The 24,271-nt window shown below is 65.8% G+C and carries 16 protein-coding genes; 10 read left to right on the top strand and 6 right to left on the bottom strand.

Going from position 1 to position 24,271, the window contains the following annotated elements; genetic code table 11:
• Window positions 1-287 precede the first annotated feature (287 nt).
• The 4 genes from IVA81_RS34645 (at window position 288) to IVA81_RS34660 (ending at window position 6,288) form a co-directional block, all read left to right on the top strand.
• The gene (locus IVA81_RS34645) at window positions 288-464 is read left to right on the top strand and encodes a DUF3311 domain-containing protein (protein WP_212301179.1); all 177 of its coding nucleotides are present in this window, start codon (window positions 288-290) and stop codon (window positions 462-464) included.
• A complete protein-coding gene (locus tag IVA81_RS34650; protein ID WP_247326617.1) occupies window positions 454-1,947 on the top strand; it encodes a sodium:solute symporter in 1,494 nt (497 codons plus the stop codon). The genes IVA81_RS34645 and IVA81_RS34650 overlap by 11 nt, the downstream gene beginning before the upstream one ends.
• Before the next feature lie 145 nt (window positions 1,948-2,092).
• Window positions 2,093-5,638, top strand: coding sequence for a PAS domain-containing hybrid sensor histidine kinase/response regulator (locus IVA81_RS34655; protein ID WP_247326618.1), 3,546 nt, complete (start codon window positions 2,093-2,095; stop codon window positions 5,636-5,638).
• Window positions 5,635-6,288 carry a response regulator transcription factor gene (locus IVA81_RS34660; protein WP_247327115.1) on the top strand — a complete coding sequence of 218 codons (654 nt, stop codon included), beginning with the start codon at window positions 5,635-5,637 and terminating at the stop codon, window positions 6,286-6,288. The genes IVA81_RS34655 and IVA81_RS34660 overlap by 4 nt, the downstream gene beginning before the upstream one ends.
• Window positions 6,289-6,356: 68 nt before the next feature.
• Here the strand turns inward: IVA81_RS34660 and IVA81_RS34665 are convergent, their stop codons facing one another.
• A complete protein-coding gene (locus IVA81_RS34665; RefSeq protein WP_247326619.1) occupies window positions 6,357-12,194 on the bottom strand; it encodes an apolipoprotein A1/A4/E family protein in 5,838 nt (1,945 codons plus the stop codon).
• 399 nt (window positions 12,195-12,593) lie between these two features.
• Between IVA81_RS34665 and IVA81_RS34670 the strand changes: the two genes are divergently transcribed.
• Window positions 12,594-12,968: an Hpt domain-containing protein gene (locus IVA81_RS34670; RefSeq protein WP_247326620.1), complete on the top strand. Its 375-nt coding sequence runs from the start codon at window positions 12,594-12,596 to the stop codon at window positions 12,966-12,968.
• A gap of 162 nt (window positions 12,969-13,130) precedes the next feature.
• Window positions 13,131-13,451 carry a 2Fe-2S iron-sulfur cluster-binding protein gene (locus tag IVA81_RS34675; RefSeq protein ID WP_247326622.1) on the top strand — a complete coding sequence of 107 codons (321 nt, stop codon included), beginning with the start codon at window positions 13,131-13,133 and terminating at the stop codon, window positions 13,449-13,451.
• A gap of 28 nt (window positions 13,452-13,479) precedes the next feature.
• Here IVA81_RS34675 and IVA81_RS34680 read toward each other — a convergent pair whose 3' ends face one another.
• Entirely contained in the window at window positions 13,480-13,947 is a 468-nt protein-coding gene (locus IVA81_RS34680) for a thioesterase family protein (protein WP_247326624.1), read from the bottom strand.
• Between the two features lie 181 nt (window positions 13,948-14,128).
• Between IVA81_RS34680 and IVA81_RS34685 the strand changes: the two genes are divergently transcribed.
• The 3 genes from IVA81_RS34685 to IVA81_RS34695 all read left to right on the top strand — a co-directional run bounded on the left by IVA81_RS34685 (window position 14,129) and on the right by IVA81_RS34695 (window position 16,538).
• Window positions 14,129-15,157 (top strand): NAD(P)/FAD-dependent oxidoreductase, encoded by a 1,029-nt coding sequence (locus IVA81_RS34685; protein ID WP_247326626.1) that lies wholly within the window; start codon window positions 14,129-14,131, stop codon window positions 15,155-15,157.
• Window positions 15,158-15,263: 106 nt separating this feature from the next.
• Window positions 15,264-15,857 carry a DUF2147 domain-containing protein gene (locus tag IVA81_RS34690; RefSeq protein WP_247326628.1) on the top strand — a complete coding sequence of 198 codons (594 nt, stop codon included), beginning with the start codon at window positions 15,264-15,266 and terminating at the stop codon, window positions 15,855-15,857.
• Window positions 15,858-16,166: 309 nt separating this feature from the next.
• On the top strand, window positions 16,167-16,538 hold the full coding sequence (locus IVA81_RS34695; protein ID WP_247327118.1) for a hypothetical protein: 372 nt from the start codon (window positions 16,167-16,169) through the stop codon (window positions 16,536-16,538).
• A 9-nt stretch (window positions 16,539-16,547) separates the two neighbouring features.
• Here IVA81_RS34695 and IVA81_RS34700 read toward each other — a convergent pair whose 3' ends face one another.
• Together IVA81_RS34700 and IVA81_RS34705 are read right to left on the bottom strand one after the other, a co-directional pair.
• Window positions 16,548-18,806 carry a TonB-dependent siderophore receptor gene (locus tag IVA81_RS34700; protein ID WP_247326630.1) on the bottom strand — a complete coding sequence of 753 codons (2,259 nt, stop codon included), beginning with the start codon at window positions 18,804-18,806 and terminating at the stop codon, window positions 16,548-16,550.
• A gap of 191 nt (window positions 18,807-18,997) precedes the next feature.
• Window positions 18,998-19,261 carry a hypothetical protein gene (locus tag IVA81_RS34705; protein WP_247326632.1) on the bottom strand — a complete coding sequence of 88 codons (264 nt, stop codon included), beginning with the start codon at window positions 19,259-19,261 and terminating at the stop codon, window positions 18,998-19,000.
• Window positions 19,262-19,551: 290 nt separating this feature from the next.
• Here IVA81_RS34705 and IVA81_RS34710 point away from each other — a divergent pair, with 290 nt between their 5' ends.
• Complete coding sequence (locus IVA81_RS34710; RefSeq protein WP_247326634.1) at window positions 19,552-21,057, top strand: CYTH and CHAD domain-containing protein; 1,506 nt, start codon at window positions 19,552-19,554, stop codon at window positions 21,055-21,057.
• 19 nt (window positions 21,058-21,076) lie between these two features.
• On the opposite strand, the gene garD is transcribed toward IVA81_RS34710, so the two are convergent.
• Window positions 21,077-22,618, bottom strand: coding sequence for a galactarate dehydratase (garD, locus tag IVA81_RS34715; RefSeq protein ID WP_247326637.1), 1,542 nt, complete (start codon window positions 22,616-22,618; stop codon window positions 21,077-21,079).
• 124 nt (window positions 22,619-22,742) lie between these two features.
• Window positions 22,743-24,191, bottom strand: a complete 1,449-nt coding sequence (locus IVA81_RS34720) for an aldehyde dehydrogenase family protein (protein WP_247326639.1) — start codon at window positions 24,189-24,191, stop codon at window positions 22,743-22,745.
• Between the last annotated feature and the right edge of the window lie 80 nt (window positions 24,192-24,271).

Raw genomic sequence — 24,271 nt, forward strand, 5'->3', positions numbered from 1 at the left:
TGTGCCCGTGGCAGCAGACTGGATTGCTTCGTCGCAAGGGCTCCTCGCAATGACGGTACTGTAGCGGGCTGCCGCATTACCAATGCGAAGTGAACTGCCGGCGCAATGGCAGCCCAAAGAAAAAACGGAGGCCATGACGCGTCCGTGCGCGCTGCGGCGATACGAAAGTATGGGGGTCCGGCCGAGCCAAGGTAGGGGGAGGGGCTGGCCCTGCTTGTCAGCTATATCGCGCTCAAGTCGCGCCCACGCAAAGGCGCGTCGACTTCACTCACAGGGGAGGAGAGAGCGTGATACGTCTGTTGCTGCTGTTGCCGTTCATCGGCCTGATGATCGTGCCGTTCTACAACATCCGGGAGCCCCATCTGTTCGGCTTCCCGTTCTTCTACTGGTATCAGCTCGCCTGGGTGCCGCTGACCTCGCTCCTCACTTACATCGTCTACAGGAGCGCGCGCCGTGCTGACTAATGTCGATAGCGCGGCGTTCGCCGTATTCCTCGCTTTGTTCATCCTCGTCACCGGCATGGGCTTCGTCGCCTCGCGATGGCGCAAGCCGGAGACACTCGCCCATCTCGACGAGTGGGGTCTCGGCGGCCGCAAGTTCGGGACCTGGATCACCTGGTTCCTGGTCGGCGGCGATTTCTACACCGCCTACACGGTGATCGCCGTTCCTGCGCTGGTCTATGCGGTCGGCGCCTACGGATTCTTCGCGCTGCCCTACACCATCATCGTCTACCCCTTCGTATTCGCGGTGATGCCGGTGCTGTGGAAGGTCGCCAAGGAACGCGGCTACGTCACCGCGGGTGACGTGGTGCGCGGCGCTTACGGATCGCGCGGGCTCGAGCTCGCGGTCGCGGCCACCGGCGTGCTGGCAACGATGCCCTATATCGCGCTCCAGCTCATCGGCATGGAGGTCGCGATCAAGGCGCTCGGCCTGCACGGCGAGGTGCCGCTCGTTCTCGCCTTCCTGGTGCTCGCGCTCTACACCTATTCGTCGGGCCTGCGCGCACCGGCGCTGATCGCCTTCGTCAAGGACATCATGATCTACATCGTGGTGATCGCTGCGATCGCAATCGTGCCGTCCAGGCTCGGCGGTTACGGCGCGATCTTCACCGCGGCGGACGCGGCATTTGCTGCAAAGGGCTCTGGCGGCATCCTGTTGTCGCCGGCGCAGATCGTGCCCTATGCCTCGCTGGCGCTGGGCTCGGCGCTCGCCGCCTTCATGTACCCGCACACGCTGACCGGCATCTTCGCGTCCTCGGGCGGCAACACCATTCGCAAGAATGCGATGCTGCTGCCGGCCTACACGCTGCTGCTCGGCCTGCTCGCGCTGCTAGGCTACATGGGCCATGCGGCGGGGTTGAAGCTCGCGAGCAACAACGACGTTGTGCCCGAGCTGTTCAAGATGCTGTTCCCGAGCTGGTTTGCGGGCTTCGCCTTCGCTGCGATCGCGATCGGCGCGCTCGTGCCGGCCGCCGTCATGAGCATCGGCGCGGCCAACCTGTTCACCCGCAACTTCTGGAAGGTGTGGGTCGATCCGAAGGTGACGCCGGCGGGTGAGGCAAAGGTCGCCAAGATCACCTCAATGCTGGTGAAGGTCGGCGCGCTGCTCGCCATCCTGCTGATGCCGACGCAGTTCGCGCTCGACCTGCAGCTGCTCGGAGGCCTCTGGATCCTGCAGACGCTGCCGGCGCTGGTGTTCGGCCTCTACCTGAACTGGTTCTCGAGCAAGGCGCTGCTGGCCGGCTGGGCCGTCGGTCTTGCAGGCGGATCGTGGCTGGCCTGGTCGGACGGGTTGAAGCCGCTGCACAGCGTCGATTTCGGCATGGGCAAGGTTGCGATCTACACCGGTCTGCTGGCGCTCGCGCTCAACATCGTGGTGGCCGTCGCGGTCAACCTGGTGCTCAAGCGCGTGCCGCAAGAACGGCTGTCCCGCGAAGCGGCGGAGTGACTGCCATCGGCGGCCGGAGATCGCTCCGGCCGCCGGTCTTCTTTGGAATGAATAGCCTTCCATGCGATTGAAAACGCTCTAGTATCCGCCCGCGTTCCGGAGCCGCTCGTTGCGGGCGGATCGGACGGTTTCGGGTGAGGATGTCTTGCAGGCGTGGTTCGTTCTTGCGGTCGCAGCCGGCTATGTGACCACGCTGTTCCTGGTCGCCTGGTGGGGCGACCGGCGAAGCGCCGGTGGGCCGCTGGTTGCGCCAAATTCCTGGGCGGCCGCGATCAGCTATTGCCTGACGCTCGCGGTCTACAACACCTCGTGGAGCTTCTACGGATCGGTCGGGCGTGCCGCCACCAGCGGACTGGACTTCGCCACGATCTATATCGGCCCGACCCTGGTGCTGCTGTTCGGCCAGAGGGTCCTGTCCAAGGTGATCGCGATCGCCAAGGCGCAGAACGTCACCTCGATCTCGGACTTCATCGCCGCGCGCTACGGCAAGAGTCAGGTGCTCGCGGCTTTCGTGACGCTCGCATCGCTGCTGGGCGTGCTTCCCTACATCGCGCTTCAGCTCAAGGCGGTCGGCAAGAGTTTTGACTATCTGATCCTCCAGCCGGAGCGGGCCAGCGGCGAGGCGCTGCGGTTCTGGCAGGATTCGGCGTTCGGCGTGGCGGCGTCGATGGCGCTGTTCGCGATCGTGTTCGGCGTCCGGCATGTTCATGCCAGCGAGCATCATCGCGGCCTGATGCTCGCGATCGCCTTCGAGAGCGTCGTCAAGCTGGCCGCTTTCCTGATCGTCGCGCTGTTCGTGCTGTTCGGCCTGTCCGGCGGGCCGGCCGCTCTGCTGTCGCAGTTCCAGTCGGATCCGCAATCGGCGGGGATTCTGACCTTTGATCCGACGCAGCCGGTTTGGCCCTCGACGATCATCATCTCGGCGATCGCCTTCCTGTGCCTGCCGCAGGCATTCCATGTCGCCGTCGTCGAGAACGAGAGCCCGAGCCACACGCGCACCGCGGCGTGGCTCTACCCTGCGTATCTTGTGCTGTTCAGCCTGCTGATCCTGCCGATCGCCGCAGCCGGGCTCGACCGCTTCGGCGCGATGATGGACCCCGACACCTACGTCATCTCGCTGCCGATCGCGGCGGACGCGGGCACCGTCAGCCTGATCGCGTTCCTGGGCGGGCTGTCGGCCGCCACGGGCATGGTGATCATGACCTCCGTCGCGCTCAGCACCATGCTCTGCAACGACGTCATCATGCCGCTGCTGCTGCGGTCGCGCGTCTTCGGCCTGCGTGCGCAGAGCCGGCCGATGACGTCGGTGTTGGTGGCGGTGCGCCGGCTCTCGATTCTCGGCATCCTGCTGCTCGCCTATCTGATGCACCGCCTGGTCAACCAGTCCTATCCGCTCACCGTGATCGGACTTCTGTCGTTCGTCGCGGTCGCGCAATTCGGTCCCGCGTTCGTGGGAGGGCTGTTCTGGCCGCGTGCCAACAAGACCGGCGCCTCGCTCGGGATCGCAGTCGGGTTTTTCATCTGGGCCTATACGCTGCTGCTGCCCTCGGCAGCGCCACTCTGGCCAGGGATCGAGGAGATCGTTCGCCACGGTCCGTGGCAGATCGCCTGGCTCAGGCCGAACGCGCTGTTCGACCTCGGAGGGATCGATCCGATCTCGCACGCCACGCTCTGGAGCCTCGGCGCCAACATCCTCTGCTTCCTCCTGTTCTCGGCGCTGGGGCGGCAATCGACCGTCGAGCGCAACCAGGCCGCGGCATTCGCCGATGGTGTCGTGCGCGAATCGATTCCGAAACTGTCGTCCCGCGTGGTGGTCCGGCTCGACGATCTCCGCGCACTGGCGCTGCGGTTTGTCGGCGCGGAGCGCGGCGTGGCGGCCTTCGACAGCCATCTCGCGGCGCGCATCGCCGGCACCGGGCCGCGACTCGATCCGTCGGGGCTCGTCGATCTCGACTCGATCCGATTCACCGAGAACCTGCTCGCCGGGGCGATCGGTGCGGCATCGGCGCGCGTGGTGATCGCAGCGTCGCTGGAAGGGCACTCGCTGTCGCGGCGGGCGGCGATGGCGATGCTCGATGAAGCCTCGGAGGCGTTGCGCTTCAACCGCAGCCTTTTGCAGAGCACGCTGGAGAGCGTGCCGCAGGGCATTTGCGCGTTCGATGCGGATTTCAACATCACGGCCTGGAACGGCCGGTTCATCGCGCTCCTGGACCTGCCGCCGGATTTCGTGCGCGTGGGTCTTCCACTGGCGGACCTGATTGCCTTCAACGTCGAGCGCGGCGAATATGCCGCCTCCGAATTCGCCGCGCTCCTGGTCAATCGTGACGTCGCCACGCAGAGCTGGCCCTATCTGTACGAGCGCAAGCGGCCGGACGGCACGGTGCTCGAGATCGTCTACGACCGCGTTGCGGAGGGCGGCTATGTCTCGACCTACACCGACGTCACCGAGCGTCACCGTGCCGCGGAAGCCCTGCGGCGCGCCAATGAGGGGCTCGAGCTGCGTGTCCGCGAGCGGACCGAGGCGCTCGAGCAGGCGAAGGCGGAGGCCGAGCAGGCCAATCTCGGCAAGACCCGCTTCCTGGCGGCGGCTAGCCACGATCTCCTGCAACCGCTGAACGCGGCCCGTCTGTTTCTGTCGGCGCTCGACGAGGGCCTGCATGCCTCGTCGCGAGCCGGTGATGCCGACAAGGAGCGCACCTTGGCGAGCAGCGCGATTGCGGCGCTGCGCTCGACCGAGCACGTGCTGGACAGGCTGCTCGACATCTCCTCCTACGATGCCGGCGCCGTCCGCGCGGAGGCGTTCGACTTTCCGATCGCCGACCTGCTCGTGCAGTTGAACGTCGAGTTCTCGGCGATGGCGCACGATCGCGGGCTCTTCCTCCGCGTCGTCGATTGCCGCCTCGCCGTGCACAGCGATCCGCATCTGCTGCGTCGCATCTTGCAGAACCTATTGTCGAACGCGCTTCGCTACACGCCTAGGGGGCGCATCCTGCTCGGCTGCCGAAGGCGCGGCGACGGGCTGCGCATCGAGGTCTGGGATACCGGCATCGGGATCCCGGCGGAGGATCAGATACGCATCTTCGAAGAGTTCCAGCGCCTCGCGCCCGGATCGGAGAAGGGATTGGGCCTGGGGCTCGCCATCGTCGATCGCGTGTCGCGGCTGCTGGACCATGCCGTCGATGTCCGTTCGCGCCCGGGGCATGGGTCGTGCTTTGCCGTCACGGTGCCGCTTGCGCGCGGACCGGCCAGGTCGCTTCAGCGCAATCCCGCCATTGCGGCGCCCGCAGCGGCGGAACGGCCGCTGACGATCCTGTGTCTCGACAATGATGCGACGATCCTCGAGGGCCTGACGGCGCTGCTCGACGGCTGGGGACATCGCGTGCTCGTCGCGGAAGATATCGCCGAGGCGATGGCTGCGGCCACAGCCGGTCCGCCCGATGTCGTTTTGCTCGACTACCATCTCGATGGCGGCCGCACGGGCTTGGACTTTCTCGACGATCTCAGGCAGAAGTCGGGTCGCACCGTCCGCGCGCTGGTCGTCACCGGCGATCGCAGCGAGGCGGTGCGCAAGGAGGCGAGGGCGCGCGGCTGCGAGATCCTGTCGAAGCCGGTCAAGCCGGCAGCTCTGCGGCGCTTCCTCGGCGGCGAAGCCCTGAGCCGGCAGTTCGGGACTAAACTGGAGGCTCCCTGACGATGCGCATCCTGATCGGCGACGATCATCCGCTGGTACAGGCCGCGTTGCGTAGCGCGTTGTCGAGCGTGCTGCCCGATCTCGACATCGTCGCCTGCCAGTCGCTGGACGAGGCCATCGGCATCCTGACGGCCCAGTCCGACGAGATCGACCTGATCCTCTGGGATCTGACCATGCCGGGTATCCAGGGCTTTGCCGCGCTGTTCATCCTGTCGGCGCAATTCCCGACGGTGCCGGTGGCGATCATCTCGGCCCGGCAGGACGCCACCACGATCCGCCGCGCCATTGCCTACGGCGCATCCGGCTACATCCCGAAATCGCTCGGCCTGCCCGAGATGGCGGATGCGATCACGAAGATTCTCGCAGGCGAGATCTGGATGCCGCCCAATGTCGGCGGGCGTGGCTCGATCCAGGGCGCCGATGTCGAGCTCGCCGGGCGAATGGCCACGCTGTCGGCGCAGCAGCTGCGCATTCTCGCAATGATCGTCGAAGGCAAGCTCAACAAGCAGATCGCAGGCGAGCTCGACATCGCCGAGCAGACCGTGAAGGGCCATGTCTCTACGATCCTGCGCAAGCTCGGCGTCGGCTCGCGCACCCAGGCCGCGGTCCTGGCCGAGCGGCTGTCATTCGGTCAGCCCGGCGGGACCTGATTTCTCAACGTCAAAAGCAAAACGGAGGCCTCGCGGCCTCCGTTTGCATTTCGTTATTCGCGAGCCGCTTACCCCAGTCGCCCCGCCGCATGCGCCAGCAGCGTGTAGACCAGGCCCGTCTCCGAGGTCAGGTGACTGCGCAGCTCCTGCGGGCCGCGGCCGTCGCGGGCGACTTCGTCGAGCAGGCGCTCGAACTCGGCGACGTAGCGGTCGACCGTGCCCTTGAAGTTGCGGTCGGCGCGGTACTTGCGAGCGACCTCGTCGAAGGCCTTCTGGCCGGCAGGCGTGTAGAGGCGCTTGGTGAAGGCCTTGTTCTCGCCGCGCTGGTAGCGGTCCCACATCTCGGCGGCGAGGTTGCGGTCCATCAGCCGGCCGATGTCGAGCGACAGCGACTCCAGCGGATTGCTGCTGGCCTGTGGGGCCTGCGGCTGCGGAGCGGGTGCGGCGCGGCCACGGGAAGCCTGACCAGTCGGGGCGCCCTGATTGGCATCGGTCCGGTTGAGCAGATCCGACAGCCAGCCGTCACGTCCCTGATCGTTGCCTGCGGGCGCGACCGGCGGCGCTTCGGTGCGGCGCGCGGCCGGCACGCCCAAGTCCGGCGGCGGCAGCGTCGAGGCGCTGCCGGTGTCCCGCATCCGGGTCTCGGTGGCGCGGACGCCGACGGCGGCCAGCACCGGCTCCTCCTGGCGCTGCACGCTGGCGCGGCTCGTCGTGGTGACGTCGAGGCCGCGGCCATGCTGGGCCACGATGCGGTTGAGCTCGGCGAGGGCCTCGATCTGGTCGACGATCACCTTGCGCATCTGCGCAGTGCTCTCGGCGGCCTCCTGCGGCATCTCGAGCACGCCGCGGCGCAGCTCGTTGCGGGTGGCTTCGAGCTCGTTGTGCATCTCGAAGGCCATCTGCTTCATGCTGGAGACGAGGTTGGTGAACTTCTCCGTCGACTGCTTGAACATCGTATCCGCCTCGTCGGTGGTCTGGCGGTAGATGTCGTGCATCGCCTCGATGGTCTGGCGGTGCTCCTCCTCGGACGCGACGCGCACCGCCTCGAACTGGCGGGTGATCGCGGCGGAGCCGGCGCCGGCGGTCTCGGCGACGACGCGCGCGATGTCGCGGGCGCGCTCTTCGGCCGCCGCCAGCGATTCATCGAGCAGGCCGGTGAAGCGCGACAGCCGCTGGTCGAGATCGGCCGTACGCAGGTCGATCGTGGTGACGAGCGATTCCAGCGCCTGCTTGCGCTCGGCGAGCGAGGCGGTGGTGTTCTTGTTGCTCTGCTCGACGACCTGCGCGGCGTCGACCAGTGCCTTGCCGTGCGCGTCGAACTGGGTCGACAGCTCGCCGAGATCCTGGAGCGCCTTCGTGGTCTTGCTGTTGAAGACGTTGAGCTGCTCTTCCAGGTTCTGCGTCGCCGCGCCGTTGCGCGAGGTGACGTCGTTCATCGCCGAGACGAAGTCGGCGACGCGCGTCACCAGCGCCCGCTCGAGCGAGTTGAGGTTGTCGTGCGCACCGGTCAGCACCTCCTGGAGCAGGATGTTGCCTTCGCGCAGACGTTCGAACAGCGCCACGGTGTCGGTGCGCAGGATCTTGCTGGTCTCCTGCATCTCGGTGACGGCTGCGATCGAGACCTGGCGCGATTGGTCGATCGCGGAACGCGAGGCCTGCTCGAGGTCCTTGAGCGACTTGCCGACCGCGCTGGTGGCGATCTCGCTCGCCGCGTTGATGGTGCGGGCGACTTCCGAGCCGTTGCCCATCATGGTCTGCGAGAAGGCCTGGCCGCGCGTTTCGATCGACTTCAGCGCGTCCGAGGTGACGCGGTCGATGTCGAGCGTGAGCTGGCTGGTCTTCGAGCCGATCGCATCGACCAGCGTACCGCGCTTGGCGTCGATCATGTTCGACAGACGGTCGGCCTGCTGCTGCACATAGGTGACGATCTCGTCGGTCTTGCCGGTCATGGCCTGGCCGAAGCTGGAGCTGGCGGCGAGCACCGAACGCTCGACGTCGGACGAGCTCGACTTGACCCGCGAGCTCGCCTCGTTGGAGGCCGTGATCAGCGCGTTCTGGGCGTTGAGCGCGCTGGTCTGGATGTCGTTGGTCGCGTTCGCGGTGGCCGCGCTCAGGGTGCGCTCGATCTCGGTCGAGATCGTGCGGATCTGGCTCGCGGCGTCCGCCGAGGTCGAGGTCAGCGAGGTCTGGGCCTCGCGTGCGCTGTTGAGGATGGTCGAGGCGGTGTCGGCGCCGACCGCGGTCAGCGTACGCTCGATGTCCGTGGTCAGCGACTTGATCTGGCTCGCCGCGTCGGTCGAGGCGGAGATGAGCGAGCCCTGGGCCTCGCGCACGCCGCTGGTGAGCGCCTCGATGGTGGCGCCGCCGGCGGTTGCCAGCGCGCGCTGCATCTCGGCCGCGAGCGAACGGACCTGGCTGGTCTGTTCGGCCGAGACCGTGAGCAGGGTGCTCTGGGCGTCGCGGGCGCTGGTGGTGATGGTCTCGGCGGTCGACTGGCCGACCTGCGAGAGCGAACGATGCACTTCGGCCGCGAGCGACTTGACCTGGCTCGCCGCCTCGGAGGACGCCGTCACCAGCATGTTCTGCGCTTCGCGAGCGCCGGCGGTGATGGTCTCGGCGGTCGAGGTGCCGGCCATCGTGAGCGAGCGCTGCACATCGGCCGTGAGCGACTTGACCTGGGTCGCCGCATCCGAGGACCCGGCAACCAGCGTGTTCTGGGCCTCACGGGCGCCGCTGGTGAGGATCTCGGCGGTCGAGGTGCCAGCCATCGTGAGCGAACGCTGCACGTCGGAGGACAGCGCCTTGATCTGGTTGGCCGTCTCGGTCGAGGCCGCGATCAGCGTGCTCTGCGCATCGCGGGCGCCGGCGGTGATCGATTCCGCCGTGGTGGAGCCGGCCAGCGACAGCGAGCGCTGCACGTCGGCTGTGAGCGTCTTGACGTGGTTGGCCGCATCCGAGGACGCGGTGACGAGGGTGGTCTGGACCTCGCGGGCGCCGGCCAGGATCGAGGCTGCGGTGGCCGAGCCTGCCGCCGACAGCGTGCGTTCGACGTCGGCCGCGAGCCCCTTGATCTGGTTGGAGGCTTCGCCCGAGGCGGCGACCAGCGTCGACTGGGCCTCGCGGGCGCTGCTCAGGATCGAGTTCGCCGAACCGGTGCCGACCGCGGTCAGCGCACGCTCGACCTCGGCGGAGGTCATCTTGAGCTGGGCGTTGACATCGGAGGAGACCGTCATCAGCGACTGCTGAGCGGTGCGCGCACCGGTCTGGATCGTCTCGCTGGTGTTGACGACGAGGTTGGTGAGCGAGCGCTCGGCGTCCTCGACATGCGAGCGGATCGCGGTCGAGATCATCTCGGCGCGGGACATCATGTCCTCGCTGGCCTGGCGGCCGCTGCTTTCGATGCGGCCGGCCACGGCCTCGACGCGCGAGCCGAGCAGGTCCTCGAACTGCGCCACGCGCACGTCGATGTCGCTGGCGACCGAGCCGACCTTGGTCTCGATGACCTGATGGATCTCCTGGAAGCGCGCCGTGACCGTGTCGGTCAGGTGCGTGCTGCGGCCGTCGATGATTTCGGTGACGCCGGTGATGCGGCGGTCGACCGCCTCGATCGCTTGCGCGGTGCCGTCCGTGAGGGTCGAGGTCAGGAGGGTCAGGCGCGTGTCGATCGACTGCACGGCCTGCGATGCGCCGTTCGTCACCGCGGTGGTGAGATAGGTGAGGCGGGAGTCGATGGACTCGAGCGCCTGCGACGCGCCGCCCGTGAGCGTCGTGGTGAGATGGGTCAGCCTCGTGTCGATCGACTGGATGGTCTGAGATGCGCCATCGGTCAGCGAGGTCGTGAGGTGGTTGAGGCGCGCATCGATGGTTTCGATGGCCTGCGATGCGCCGCCGGTCAGCGACGTCGTGAGGTGGGTGAGGCGGGAGTCGACTGACTGGATCGCCTGCGCGGCACCGTCGGTCAGCGACGAGGCGAGCGTGTTGAGGCGCTCGTCGACGGTCTCGGTGACGGACTTCGCACGGGTGTCGAACGACTGCTCGAGCGCGGCGACGCGGCCGACGAGCTGTTCGTCGAAGGTCTTGATGTGGCCTTCGATCGTCGAGTCGAGGCTGGAGATCTTGCCGTTCAGCGAGGTGTCGAGATTGCTGACGCGTTCGCCGATCGTGGTCTCGAACTGCACCAGGCGCTGGTCGAGCACGGCCGTGATCTCGCCGCCATTCGCGGTGAAGCGGGTGTCGAAATTGTCGACATAGGTCTTCAGCGACTCATGGATGTCCTGCGTGCGCTGGCCCATGCGCTCGACGATCTCGCCGCCGAAGGTCTTCACGGTGCGATCGAACTCGGAGATGTGGCGCGTGATCAGGGCTCCCAGCGTGCCGGAGTCGCGGGCGAACTTCTCGACCAGCTCGGTGCCCTGGTTCCGCACCAGCTCGTCGAAAGCGCTCATCTGCAGCGACAGTGAGTCGTGCGCGGTCTCGGTCTGGCTGACGACCTTGGCCACGAGGGTGTTGACGGTGGCGTCGAGCGCCTCGCTCGCCTTGTCGCCGCTCGTCATGATCTGGCCGGCGAGGCGGTTGCCGGCGTCGTCGATCTTGGAGGAGAGGTCGTTGGAGCGCAGCTCGAGCTCAAGCAGCAGCGAGTCCGAGGAATTCTTCAGGCTGTCGTGCACCTGCTCGGTGCGCTCGGAGATGCCGTCGACGATCGCGGCGGAGCGCTGCTCGAATTCGCCGGTGATGCGATCGATGCGCTCGTTCAGCATCTCATGGACGCGGTCGGCGAGGTCGACGAACTCGTCGTGGACGTGGCCGGTCTTGAAGTTGAGGCTGGTGGTCAGCCGCTCGCTGGCGTCGAGCACGGCGCGCGTGGTCTCGTTGCTGGCCTCCTCGAGGCGGTCGAGCAGGTCGCCGCCGCGTTCGCCGAGCGCCAGGATCATGTTGTCGCCGGCATTGCTCAGCGCGCCGGTGATGTGGGCGCCGCGCTCTTCCAGCGCACCGGTGATGGACTTGGCGACCTCGTCGACGCGCGAGGCGATCGCGTCCGAGATCAGCGCGATGTCGTGGCGCAAATCGATCTGCACGCCGGAGATGGCGCTGCGGACCTGCTCGGCCTGGCCGACCAGATTGTCGCGCTGATGCGCGATGTCCTGGAGCAGGGCGCGGATGCGCACTTCGTTGTCGGAATAGGCGCGTTCGAGCGCGGCGACCTCGTTGGCGACCAGCGTCTCGAGCTCGCCGGCGCGCGCGATCGCGCGCTCGATGCCGTCGCCCATCGCCGCGACCTCGCGGCGGATGGCCTGGCCGACGGTGACCATGGAATCGGAGGCCGAGCCCTCGGGCTCGGAGAAGCGGATCGCGACCTGCGCCATCGCCTGCGCGATCATGCGCATTTCCTGGCCGCGCCAGACCAGGCTGGCGAGGAAGTAGAACAGCATGATCGGCGCGAAGAACATCGCGATCAGGCCGGCAATGACGAGCACGCCGCCGCTCTGGCCCATGGCGGCCTGGATCGAGGGCAGGAAGCCGAACGTCAGCGCGGCGCAGGCGGCGAGCCAGACGCCGGCGAAGATGGTGGCGAAGGTATAGACGCTGCGGGCGGGGCGGCCCTTCTGGAGCGCCTGGAGCAGCTGGCCGATGGTCTCGCGGTCGTCATTGGCGGCGCGGCGCGAGGTGCGCGGCTCCTCGATCGGGTCGAACACGTTTGCCCGCTCATTGGCGGCGGGGCGCGGCTCGAAGCTCGGCTCGTCGTCGAAGATCGGGGGCGGCGGCGGCGCCACCGAGGACGCCGTCTCATTGCGCATCGAGGCGTTGCGGCTGGTGTCCGCAGCGGTGTCGCTGATGTTGAGGGCTTCCTGGATCGCAGAAAGCGCAACTTCTGTGGGGTCTTTGACCTTTTTCGGAGTGTTCGCCATGTTCAGTCCGAGCCCTCGTTACTTGTACGCGTCCCCCCGCGAGCCCCGCGCGCTACGGAAGCCCACAGACCGGATCATGCCGCTTGTGCGGATCTCCGAGCCGTCCCCACCCGGACGGCTTGTCCGCCAATTTCCGCAACATCCTATTGGCAGAGCGTCGCGAATGAAATGCCCGCGATTAAGACATTCTTAATCATCGTTAACAGGATCGCGCCCTAACGCCTTAGCAATAAATGCAATTCTCCACCGGACGCGGCCGATTGCGGCAACTTTTCGTCAATAAACGGGCAGATCTGCGTCAAACAGCCCAAGCATTTCGTTAACCATTTCCATGCTTGGGTGAGGTGAAATTCGCCGCCGGACCGGCGGAACCCGTCGCGCGATCCCGGGGCCTGCGCCATGACGCCTGAACTGCAACGGATGGACTGGATGCCCTCGCCCCCGCTTGCACCTATCGACAACCCACTCGACCTCGACCATCTCTCCCGGATGACGCTCGGCGATGCGGAGCTGGAACAGGAAGTGCTGGCCATGTTCGCCGAGCAGGCGGTCCGTCTGATGGCGGCGATGGCGACGGTGCCGGCCGAGGCCGGTGCACTCGCCCACAAGCTCAAGGGCTCGGCCCGCGGGATCGGCGCTTTTGCAGTGGCAGATGCCGCAGCCAGCCTGGAGACCGCGATCCAGACCGGCCACAATCAGCGCCACGCCTTCGCCGCGCTGAAGGAGGCCGTGACCGAGGCCCGCGCCGCCATCGAGGCGATCCTGAAGCCTTGAGGCCAGCCGGCCGAGCCGGCTCTAGTCGCTTGTTTTGACGCATTTTCTTGCCGCAAAGCGGGATTCACTTCGCGTCAAAACCCTATGGCGCCGGGCTGATCGACCCGTTATAGGACAGCCCGGACCCTCCTTCATTCCAGCACCGCGGCAGCACGAGCACACATGGCCAAGATTCACTTTGTCGACCACAAGGGCGAAACCCGCACGGTGGAAATCGAGAACGGCGCAACCGTGATGGAAGCCGCGATCCGCAACAGCATTCCCGGCGTCGAGGCCGAATGCGGCGGCGCCTGCGCCTGCGCGACCTGCCATGTGTATGTCGACGAAGTCTGGCGCGAGAAGGTCGGCAGCCCGACGCCGATGGAGGAGGACATGCTCGATTTCGGTTTCGACGTGCGCCCGAATTCGCGTCTGTCCTGCCAGATCAAGGTCTCCGACGACCTCGACGGTCTCGTGGTGACGACGCCGGAACGCCAAGCCTGATCCTGACGAGCCTGCCCTTCTGATTGAACTATACGTTCGGCGGCGCGACCTCGATGCCGCGCTTGTGCCAGGGTCTGAGCTTCTCCACGATCTCCGCGCTGAGCGGCGCAGGCCGCCGCGTCGCCTCGTCGAGCATGACGCCGACCGACATCGCCGAGGCGATGCACTTTCCTTGCGAGAACACGACCTGCTCGAAGGTCACTGAGGTTCGCCCTAACTTCACCACGCCAAGGCCGAGCTCGATCGTGCCCGGCCAGTGCAGCTCGGCCCGGAAATGGATGTCGAGCCGCACCATGATCCAGGCGAGCCCTGGCGGCGTCAGCCCGTACTCCGGGCTCTTCATCAGCGTGACACGGCCGGTCTCGAAATAGGTGGCGTAGACCGCGTTGTTGACGTGCTGGTTGGGATCGAGGTCACCGAAGCGGACGTTGTCGCTGAGGCGGTAGGGGTAGTCCTCCAGGCGCGGCGTCGTATCGAGGCGACTTGGTGCGTTCACCGATTGATCTCCGTCATATCCTTGCTGGTTACAGCTCAGTTATCCTGCTCCGGCAAGTGGTGCGGCTGCGGGGCGCTCCCGCTTTTATGCCTTCCCTGATCCATCCCCGTTGGCTAGACAGGCAGGGTCACCTCTGCCCAAAGGGCGCCGTCCAACAGACAACGACAGACAAAGAGACGACATGAGCGACGCGATCAAAACCGATGTGCTGATTATTGGCGCCGGCCCCTGCGGTCTGTTCGCCGCTTTCGAGCTTGGCCTTCTCGACATGAAGGCGCATTTCGTCGACATCCTCGACAAGGTCGGCGGCCAGTGCGCCGAGCTCTATCCGGAAAAGCCGATTTACGACATTCCCGGCATTCCGCACGTTTCGGGGCAGGGCCTCACCGACGCGCTGATGGAGCAGATCAAGCCGTTCCATCCGACCTTCCATCTCGGCGAGATGATCGAGACCGTGGAAAAGATCGGCGATCCCCTGTTTCGCTGCACCACGGATGCGGGCAAGGTGTTCGAATGCAAGGTGTTGGTGATCGCGGCCGGCGGCGGCTCGTTCCAGCCCAAGCGTCCGCCGGTGCCGGGCATCGAGGCCTATGAAGGCACTTCAGTCCATTACGCCGTGCGCAAGATGGAAACGTTCCGCGACAAGAACGTGCTGGTCGTCGGCGGCGGCGATTCCGCGCTCGACTGGACGCTCAATCTGCATCCGATCGCCAAGCGCATCACGCTGTTGCATCGGCGCGACGAGTTTCGCGCCGCACCCCACAGCGTCGAGCAGATGCGCGCGCTGGTTGCCGCTGGCAAGATGGATCTCCGGCTCGGCCAGGTCACCGCTCTCTCCGGCACCGACGGCAAGCTCGCCGGCGCCACCATCAAGGGCAACGACAACAATGTGACCGACATTTCCTGCGACACCATGCTGCCGTTCTTCGGACTGACCATGAAGCTCGGTCCGGTCGCGAACTGGGGCATTGCGCTGGAGAACAATCTGGTGCCGGTCGAGACCTCAGCGTTCGAGACCAACGTGCCGGGCATCTTCGCGATCGGCGACATCAACACCTATCCCGGCAAGATCAAGCTGATCCTGTGCGGCTTCCACGAGGGTGCGCTGATGTCGCAAAAAGCCCACCGCTACGTCTATCCGGAGAAGCGTCTCGTGTTCCAGTACACGACCTCGTCCTCCAGCCTGCAAAAGAAGCTCGGTGTCAACTGACGGCGGCCGGGCGGGAAGGGGATGCCCCATGTTTCTGGTGCTGGAATCGTTCGCGAAATCGCCGTAGTCTGCGGCCATTCCGGTCGTGGAATAGCAAGGTGATCTAATGCGGAATTCTTCCAGCTTTCGGCTGCTCCCCTTTCTCGCGCTGGCCTTGTCGCTCGCAACGGTGACGCCGTCTGCGGCGCAGACCGCCGAGCCCACGGCGGCGGGCCTCTGGCAGAAGGTCGAAGACGGCAAGACGGTCGGATGGTTCCTCTTCATCGACCGTAACGGCATCTTCGAAGGCGTGATCGCAAAGACCTTCCCGCGGCCCGGCGACGATCCGAACGAGATCTGCAGCAAGTGCACCGACGACCGCAAGAACGCGCCGGTGCTCGGCATCTCCTTCGTCCGCAACATGAAGCGCGAAGGCATGAAGTACGAAGGCGGCAACGTGCTCAATCCGCGCGACGGCCAGATCTGGAAGGCCAACATGAAGGTCAGTCCTGATGGCCAGACCCTGACGCTGCGCGGCTATCTCGGATTTTCGCTGCTCGGCAAGGACGAGGCCTGGACGCGCCTGCCTGACGCCAACATCGCCCAGGTCGATCCCGCCATCGTCGCAAAATATCTGCCCGCGCAGGCTGCGGCCACCAAGCCGCCAGCACCCGCGACGAAGAGGGGCGGCGGGATGATGGCGCCGGCGCCCAAACAATAAAGGCGTCCGTCGCGCGCTGTGCCTCCTGATCGGCAGTAGCTCGACGCATCATGGTCATTCCTCGCGCAGGCGGGGAAGGCTGAAAGTCGGCGACGGCGATATCCGCCGAAAGACGAATGCGCCGCGGGCCCGCTCCAGTAGTTGCCCGGAATGCATGCTGGCGCCGGATTTGCATAGCTATCCGCAGAGCTGCTGGGGGAATGAGTCGCTGCCCTCCGGGCCTTTCGCCGAGCGGCGGAAGGCGGGCGGTGCGCGTTGTCCCACGCCGCGATCATTTCGACCCGCGGAGACGGCATGCGACTTCCAAGATTGCTATTTGCAAGATTGTGTGCGGCGCCATTGCTGGGCCTGACAGCACTCTTCCTGACAGCACTCTTGGCGACATCGGCGCTGGCGCGCGACGACGGGCGTTACGCCAACTCGCCGTTAAAACCCTGGTTCGAAAGCCTGCACAGCGAATTCGGACAGTGCTGCACCGACGCCGACGGCTACATCATTGCCGACGTCGATTGGGAGTCCGATCGCGGCCGCTTCCGCGTCCGCATCGACGACGAGTGGGTCGTGGTGCCCGACGGTGCCGTGATCACCGTGCCGAACAAGATCGGTCGCACCATGGTGTGGAAGCACTATATCGACGGTCACCCGCGCGTGCGCTGCTTCATGCCGGGCAGCATGACGTAGAGATCGTCTCTAGAATTTGTACGTCACACTGCCGAGCACCGTGCGGCCGACGCCGAGGAAGCAATCGCCGCGCGCCACGCAAGTGGTGAGATGGCGTTTGTCGAAGAGATTGCTGGCGTTGACCTGGAGCCGCCAGGGGCCGTTGTCGTAACGGATCATCGCATCGAACAGGGTGTAGTCTGGCGTGCGGAGCGTGTCCGTGCCGTCCCAGGAGGCCCCGATGTAGCGCACCCCGCCGCCGAGCGTGACGCCCGGCAGGCCGAACAGGGCGAGGCGGTATTTTGCCCAGAGCGAGGCCTGATGGTCCGGCACGGTCTCGACATGCTTGCCGGCGTTGTCGCCGCTCTCGACGCGGGCATCGAGGTAGGTGTAGGCGCCGATCAGATCGAGCTCCGGCGTGATGCGCGCCAGCACCTCGAGCTCGGCGCCGCGGATGCGGACCTTCCCGGTCTGGATCGAGAGCAGCGGATTATCGGGAGCGCTGGCGAGCCTGTTCCGCTCGGTGGTGTCGAAGATCGCGCCGTTGATGGCGTTGCCGGGTGCCGGATTGTACTTGAAGCCGAGTTCCACCATCTCGCCGCGTTGTGGCGTGCAGACACCCGTCGCGCAGACACCGCTGCCGAACACCGGGTTGAACGACTGCGCATAGGTGACGTAGGGCGTGACGCCGAACGGCAACTCGTACATCAGTGCCGCGCGGCCGGTGGTCGCCTGGTAATGCTCGACCGGCGAACCCTGGGTGTCGCTGGTGACGTAGTCGTGGCGCAGGCCGAGCACCGCGAGCCAGGGGCCGAGCCGCAACTGGTCCTGGGCGTAGAGGCCGAGCTGACTCTGGCGGAGGTCGGGCTCGGCCGACATGTCCGGCGACGTGACGCCGGTGTAAACGGGCGCGTAGAGATCGAACGGCGTCGCATCATAGCCTCCGCCGGACGAGGCGCGCTCCCTGTAGCCGCGGTAGTCGATCCCGAACAGCGTCTTGTGCTGGACGGCGCCGGTTGCGAATTTCAGCTCGGCATTGGTATCCGAGGTGAAGTTGTCCTTGACGCTGTCGCGCGCCGAAATGAAGCGCGCCACCGTGCGCCGTCCGGGATCCAGAAACGGGTTGTCCGGGTTGGAGTACACGTCCGGATAGAGGCTGTGATAGATGCCCTCGACGTGCACATAGCGCATGTTCTGCCTGACGGTCAGGGCGTCGTTGAAGCGATGCTCGAACAGGCTTGAGACGGCGGCCGTCTCGGTCCGATAGCGGTCCCAGCCCGGCTCGCTGGCGAAGCGGTTGATCGGAATGAAGCCGTTGGGGCCGGCAAACAGCGTACCCTCATGCGGCAGAAACGCGGTGGAGGAGCCGGACGTGTCCTTTTGGTAGGTGCCGAGCACGGTCCAGCTGGTATCGTTGGTCGGACGCCAGGTCAGCGACGGTGCGAGCACGATGCGATCGTCCTTGACGTAATCCGTCTGCATGTTGCTGTCGCGGAACACGCCGATGAAGCGATAGAGCCACTCGCCGTCCTTTGTCAGCTTGCCCGTGGAATCGAGCTGCACCTGCTTGCGGTTGAAGCTGCCATATTGCACGCCGATCTCGCTGGCGGATTCCGCCCGTGGCCGCTTTGAAATCAGGTTCAGCAAGCCTGCCGTCGAGGTATCGCCGTAAAGCACGGAAGAGGGGCCGCGCAGAACCTCGATGCGCTCCAGCGTATAGGGCTCCGGCCGCCATTCATTGAAATTCCAGGTGTTCACCATCCGCGTGCCGTCGAGATAGATGTTCGGATCCTGCCCACGGATGCGCGGATAGTCGCCGCGCGAGTCCGCGCCGTAGGCGTCGGCGAATACGCCTGGTACATAGCGCAACGCTTCCTGCACGGTGGTCGCGCCCTGGTCGATGACCCGGTCCGCGGTCACCACGCTGATCGACTGCGGCGTCTCGCGGAGCGGCGTGTCGGTCTTGGTGCCGGTGCCGCTGCGGCTTGCCACATAGCCCTGCACAGGGCCTGTCGCGGTTTCCGCACCCGTACCCGCGCCGGCAACCGGTGCATCGGCGTTCGTTAGCGGGCGCTCGGCCTGACGACGGCGGCTCACGGCTTGCGCTGCTTGCCGGGAGCCAAGCAAACGTGCCCGTGCCTTCGGTCGCGACGACGGCCGTTCGACGACGACGGCGGGCAATTCCTGCGACGCTGATTGCGCCTCGGCTGGCGCCGCTTCGATCAGGCCCGCCAACAGCGGCAGCGCGCCGCCAATCAATCTCGTTGCCGTCTTCACCCATGTTGTCATTCGCGACCCCATCATTCCTGACGGGCACGACTAACAAGTGCATTCTCGGGCTTGAAGTGGAGAAGGACGCAATGGTCCCTCAATCATCAGATTTGGAATTAGTATTCCTATAAAACGAGCGCGCGCCGGTTGATGCCGGCGCGCGAATGCGTCAATGACAAGATGACGCGGTGCGCCTTGCGTGCTGGCGATCAGCGCTGCTCGCTCGCCGCGCTCGCGAGCCGCTTGACGCGCGGCGACAGCACCGAGACCTGTGCGGGCGAGGCGGGCATGCCGTCGACGATCATCGCTGGCGCGGCCGACTGCTCCTCGACGTCCGCACCGCCGAGCACCTGCACCTGCATCGCCGAGATCGGCAACGACTTCACTTCGTAAGAGGGAAGCTCACTGGCGAAGGCGCCGGTCGAGCTCGCAATCACGGCGCTGGCGACGGCAATCATTGTGAGAACACGCATTCGAAAATCTCCGTTGAAGATGTCAATCGGAAGTTTGGTCGTGGCGATGCCGGAACAGGTTCGCTCCTATGCGAAGGTTCGATCGCCGCCGGCGGCGGCATTTAGTTGCGTGATGCGGCCGCGACGAAGTGAAGCGGAAACGCTTTGGTCTTCTGTTTCGGATCGTTTCGTCTGTCTGCGCAGTCGATTGAAGACCGGAAATCCCGTCGATCCATGCTCGCCGTGGCACCTTGAATGCGTCTCGGGCGTTGTTCCCGCCGAGTCGGTCAGGTGAAGTGGAGGAGCGTATGATGGCTATTGAGACGGAACTGAAGTTCCGGGTGCCGGCGCGTCATCTCGGCGCGATTTCGCGCGGGCACCTTGCGGGCGCCACGACGGGTGAGAGCTCCCGGAGCGACCTGCTGTCGACCTATTTCGACACTGGCAAGCGCAAGCTGAAGCGGCACGGCTTTACGCTTCGCGTGCGCCGCGATGGCGACAAGCACGTCCAGACCGTCAAGTCGGCGGATGGAGCGCGGTTCGGCCGCGGCGAATGGGAGACGGAGATCAGGGGCGATGCGCCTGATCTCGGCAAGGTGCGCGGCACGCCGCTCGGGCCGATCGCTTCGAAGAAGCTGCGGCGCAAGCTGAGGCCGGTGTTCGAGACGTCGGTGCAGCGCCTCACGCTGCCGATCCGCACGAGGAGAAGCCAGATCGAGCTTGCCGTCGATCACGGCAGCGTCGTCGCCGGGGACCGCGCCAGCGCGATCCATGAAGTCGAGCTCGAATTGAAGAGTGGCCGGCTCGTGGATCTGTTCCGTGTTGCGAAAGAGATCGGACGAAAGTCGCAGGCCGAACTTGATCTGCGCTCGAAATCCGATCGGGGCTACGCTCTCGCGCGCGGTCAGGAGCATCCGGTGCTGTTCGCCGACACAATCGCGTTGGACGACGACATGAGCGCGGGTGAGGCGTTCCGGACCGTCGCGCTTGCGGCGGCGCGCCACTTTTCGGGCAACGCCGATTCTGTTCGCCATGGCGATGCGGAAGGGATCCACCAGATGCGCGTGGGGTTGCGCAGGCTGCGCGCGGCGATCTCGCTGTTCTCAAAAATGCTGACCGACACGGGTGTCGAAGGCATCAAGGCGGAACTGAAATGGCTCACGGGCGAGCTCGCGCCCGCGCGCGAAATCGACGTGTTCATGAAGAACAATATCGAGCCGGCAAGCCGGGACGCGCAGCTCGGTCGCGGCGGCAAGGCGATCCAGCGGGAGTTTTCCAAAAGGCGCGACCTGGCGTTTGACCGTGCCGGGAAGGCGGTCAATTCCCAACGTTTTCGCGCGTTGCTCATCGATGTGCTGAAATGGATCGAATCCGACCGCGCGACCGCGACCAAGGGGGCGAAGATTCCGGTCGCAAAGTTCGCATCCGTGCTGCTTGATCGCCGCATCAAGAAGACGCGCAAGGAGGGTCGTCGTCTCGACAGGATGACTCCGCGCCAGCGGCACAAGTTCCGGATCAGGGTCAAGAAGATCAGATATGCGACGGAATTCTTCGAAAGTCTGTTCGACGGCAGGGGCGAACGAAAGCGGCTCGCGCGTCTGTCGAAGCACTTGAAGAAGATTCAGGACGCGCTCGGCTCGCTCAACGACTTCATTGCCCATCGGGAGATGGCGGTCGACGCGGCGTTGCACGCGCCGCGCCGGAACGGCCGCGCCAGCGCCTTTGCGTCAGGTGTGGTGATTGGCCGTGAGGATCGTGCGGCCAGACCGCTCATGGCGGCCGCGACCCGGGACGTGCGCGCGCTGGAATCGATTTGAGACGGCGGCGCCGTTCGATTCAGGTCACCGGCGCCGGATTGAACAGTGTGAGATCGTTGTGGATGCCCCAGCGATCCGACCACGGTTTTGTGCGGCCGGAGGCGACATCGAGGATCAGGCGGAACAGGTCCCAGCCGGTCTCCTCGATGGTCTTCTCGCCGGTGGCGATGCGGCCGGCGTCGAAGTCGATCAAATCCTTCCAGCGCCGGGCGAGCTCGCTGCGCGTGGCGACCTTGATCACGGGCGCTGCCGCAAGCCCATAGGGCGTGCCGCGGCCGGTGGTGAACACCTGCAGCGTCATGCCCGAGGCGAGCTGGAGCGTGCCGCAGATGAAGTCGGACGCCGGCGTTGCCGCGAACAGCATGCCCTTCTGCGTCGCCTTCTCGCCGGGCGAGAGCACGCCGGTAATCGCGGACGAGCCGGACTTGACGATTGAGCCCAATGACTTCTCGACGATGTTGGCGAGGCCGCCCTTCTTGTTGCCGGGGGTGGTGTTGGCGCTGCGATCGGCGCCGCCGCGGGCGAGATAGGAATCGTACCAGGCCATCTCGCGCACCAGCGCCCGGCCGACGTCCTCGTTGATCGCGCGGCGCGTGAGCAGCTGGATGGCGTCGCGCACCTCAGTCACTTCCGAGAACATCACGGTGGCGCCGGCGCGCACCAGCAAGTCCGCGGCGAAGCCGACGGCGGGGTTCGCGGTGACGCCGGAGAACGCGTCGCTGCCGCCGCATTGCAGGCCGATGACGAGATCGGAGGCGGGGCAGGTCTCGCGCTTGCGGGCGTTGAGCACCTTCAGGCGGGCCTCGGCCTGGGTCATGATCGCATCGACGATCGCGCCGAAACCATCGAAGGCTTCGTCCTGCATGCGCACGATGGCATCGCTGACGCCTTCCGGCACCAGCCGCTCCGGCGCGAGCTTCTCGCAGCCGAGACCGACGACGAGGATCTCGCCGCCGAAGTTAGGGTTCAGCGCGATGTTCTGCAGCGTGCGGATCGGCACCACCGCATCGGGCGCAGTGATGGCGACGCCGCAGCCATAGGCATGCGTCAGCGGCACGACGTCGTCGACGTTGGGGTACTTCGGCAGCAGCTCGGCGCGGATGCGCTTCACCGCATATTCCATCGTGCCCTTGACGCATTGCACGGAGGAGGAGATGCCCAAAATGTTTTTCGTGCCGACCGAGCCGTCCGGATTGCGATAGCCCTCGAATGTAAAGCCTTCGAGTGCCGGCAGCGGCGCCGGCACGGCGGTGGAGATTTCAAGCTTGTCGAGGTCAGGGGCCTCCGGCATGCGGATGCGCGCCTCGTCCACCCATTCGCCGGCCAGGATCGGCGACAGCGCATAGCCGATGATTTCGCCATAGCGGATGATCGACGCGCCTTCCGCGATATCGACCAGAGCCGTCTTGTGGCCCTGCGGCACGAAGGCGCGCAGCGTCAGCCCGCAGGCAAAGCGGGAGCCGGCGGGAAGCCCGAAATCATTGACCACGATCGCGACATTGTCGCGCTCGTTGAGCTTGATGTAGCGGGGCTGCTCTTTCGCTGCGACGTCCTGGTCCATCTGCGCTTGCCTCCGAAGCCGTAGGGTGGGCAAAGGCGCAACGCGCCGTGCCCACCATGCTTCACACCAAACGTAAGCGGCGGGCACGCTTCGCTTTGCCCACCCTACGAAATCTTCCCCGTGGTTAGCCGGGGAAGGTATAGGCCGTCTTCACCGTGGTGTAGAACTCGCGCGCATACGAGCCCTGCTCGCGGGCGCCGTAGCTCGAACCCTTCCGGCCGCCGAACGGCACGTGATAGTCGACGCCGGCCGTCGGCAGATTGACCATCACCATGCCGGACTCGCTGTTGCGCTTGTAGTGCGAGGCGTATTTCAGGCTGGTGGTGCAGATGCCCGAGGCGAGGCCGAACTCGGTGTCGTTGGAGATCGCGAGTGCCTCTTCGTAGTTCTTGGCACGGATGACGGCGGCGACCGGTCCGAAGATTTCCTCGCGCGCGATGCGCATGTTGTTGTTGGCTTCGGTGAACAGCGCCGGCTGGAGGTAGTGGCCGGGGCTCTCGCGCTTGAGCAGCTCGCCGCCGAAGGCGAGCTTGGCGCCCTCGTCCTGGCCGATCTTGATGTAGCGCAGGTCCTGGTCGAGCTGGCTCTGGTCGACCACGGGGCCGATATGCACGCCGGCCTTGAGCGCGTCGTCGACCGACAGGCTGTTGAGGCGCTCGGCCACCGCCGCGACGAAGCGGTCGTGGATGCCTTCGGTGACGATCAGGCGGGAGGAGGCGGTGCAGCGCTGGCCGGTGGAGAAATAGGCGCCGTTGACGGCGACCTCGACGGCGGTCTTGAGGTCGGCGTCGTCGAGCACGACCAGCGGATTCTTGCCGCCCATCTCGAGCTGGAACTTCTTCATCGGGTTCGAGAGCACGCAGGCCTGCGCGATCTTCCGCCCCGTTTGCACCGAGCCGGTGAAGGAGATCGCGGCCACATCCGGGTGGTCGAGCAGGGTCTGGCCGACCACGGAGCCGGAGCCGACCACGAGATTGAACACGCCGGCGGGAATGCCGGAACGGGTGATGATCTCGGACAGCGCATGCCCCGAGCCCGGCACCAGCTCAGCCGGCTTGAACACCACGGTGTTGCCGTAGCAGAGCGCCGGCGCGATCTTCCAGGCCGGGATCGCGATCGGGAAATTCCAGGGCGTGATCATGCCGATGACGCCGACCGGCTCGCGGGTGAGCTCGACATCGAGACCGGGACGGACGGAAGCGCCCTTCTCGCCGATCAGGCGCAGCGCCTCGCCGGCGAAGAACGCAAAAATCTGGCCGGCACGCGCGACCTCGCCGATGCCTTCCGGCAGCGTCTTGCCTTCCTCGCGGGCGAGCAGGCGGCCGAGCTCTTCCTTGCGGGCGAGGATCTCGAGGGAAATCTTGTTCAGGGCGTCGTAGCGCGCCTGCGGCGTCGACTGCGCCCAGGCGGGGAAGGCGGCCTTGGCGGCGGCGATCGCCTTCTCGGTCTGTGCTTTGTCGGCCTTGGCGTACTCGCCGACGACGTCGTTGGTGTTGGAGGGGTTGATGTTCCTGGTGACGCCGGAGCCGTCGACCCATTCGCCGCCGATGAAGTTCTTCAGGATCGCAGTCATGTATTCCTCCAGAGGAAGTTTCATTTCTAGTTTGGCGTGATCCTTGTCGGAAAACCGGTGTCCACTTTTCCGGGATCACG

It is taken from the genome of Bradyrhizobium sp. 141, assembly GCF_023074055.1.
Classification (GTDB): domain Bacteria; phylum Pseudomonadota; class Alphaproteobacteria; order Rhizobiales; family Xanthobacteraceae; genus Bradyrhizobium.

Excerpts from the sequence above, each read along its gene's own strand:
- IVA81_RS34705 (WP_247326632.1), bottom strand. The coding sequence starts at position 19,261 with ATGCGTGTTCTCACAATGATTGCCGTCGCCAGCGCCGTGATTGCGAGC.
- IVA81_RS34685 (WP_247326626.1), top strand. The coding sequence starts at position 14,129 with ATGAGCGACGCGATCAAAACCGATGTGCTGATTATTGGCGCCGGCCCC.
- IVA81_RS34675 (WP_247326622.1), top strand. The coding sequence starts at position 13,131 with ATGGCCAAGATTCACTTTGTCGACCACAAGGGCGAAACCCGCACGGTG.
- IVA81_RS34710 (WP_247326634.1), top strand. The coding sequence starts at position 19,552 with ATGGCTATTGAGACGGAACTGAAGTTCCGGGTGCCGGCGCGTCATCTC.
- IVA81_RS34670 (WP_247326620.1), top strand. The coding sequence starts at position 12,594 with ATGACGCCTGAACTGCAACGGATGGACTGGATGCCCTCGCCCCCGCTT.
- IVA81_RS34690 (WP_247326628.1), top strand. The coding sequence starts at position 15,264 with ATGCGGAATTCTTCCAGCTTTCGGCTGCTCCCCTTTCTCGCGCTGGCC.
- IVA81_RS34720 (WP_247326639.1), bottom strand. The coding sequence starts at position 24,191 with ATGACTGCGATCCTGAAGAACTTCATCGGCGGCGAATGGGTCGACGGC.
- IVA81_RS34665 (WP_247326619.1), bottom strand. The coding sequence starts at position 12,194 with ATGGCGAACACTCCGAAAAAGGTCAAAGACCCCACAGAAGTTGCGCTT.
- garD (WP_247326637.1), bottom strand. The coding sequence starts at position 22,618 with ATGGACCAGGACGTCGCAGCGAAAGAGCAGCCCCGCTACATCAAGCTC.
- IVA81_RS34700 (WP_247326630.1), bottom strand. The coding sequence starts at position 18,806 with ATGACAACATGGGTGAAGACGGCAACGAGATTGATTGGCGGCGCGCTG.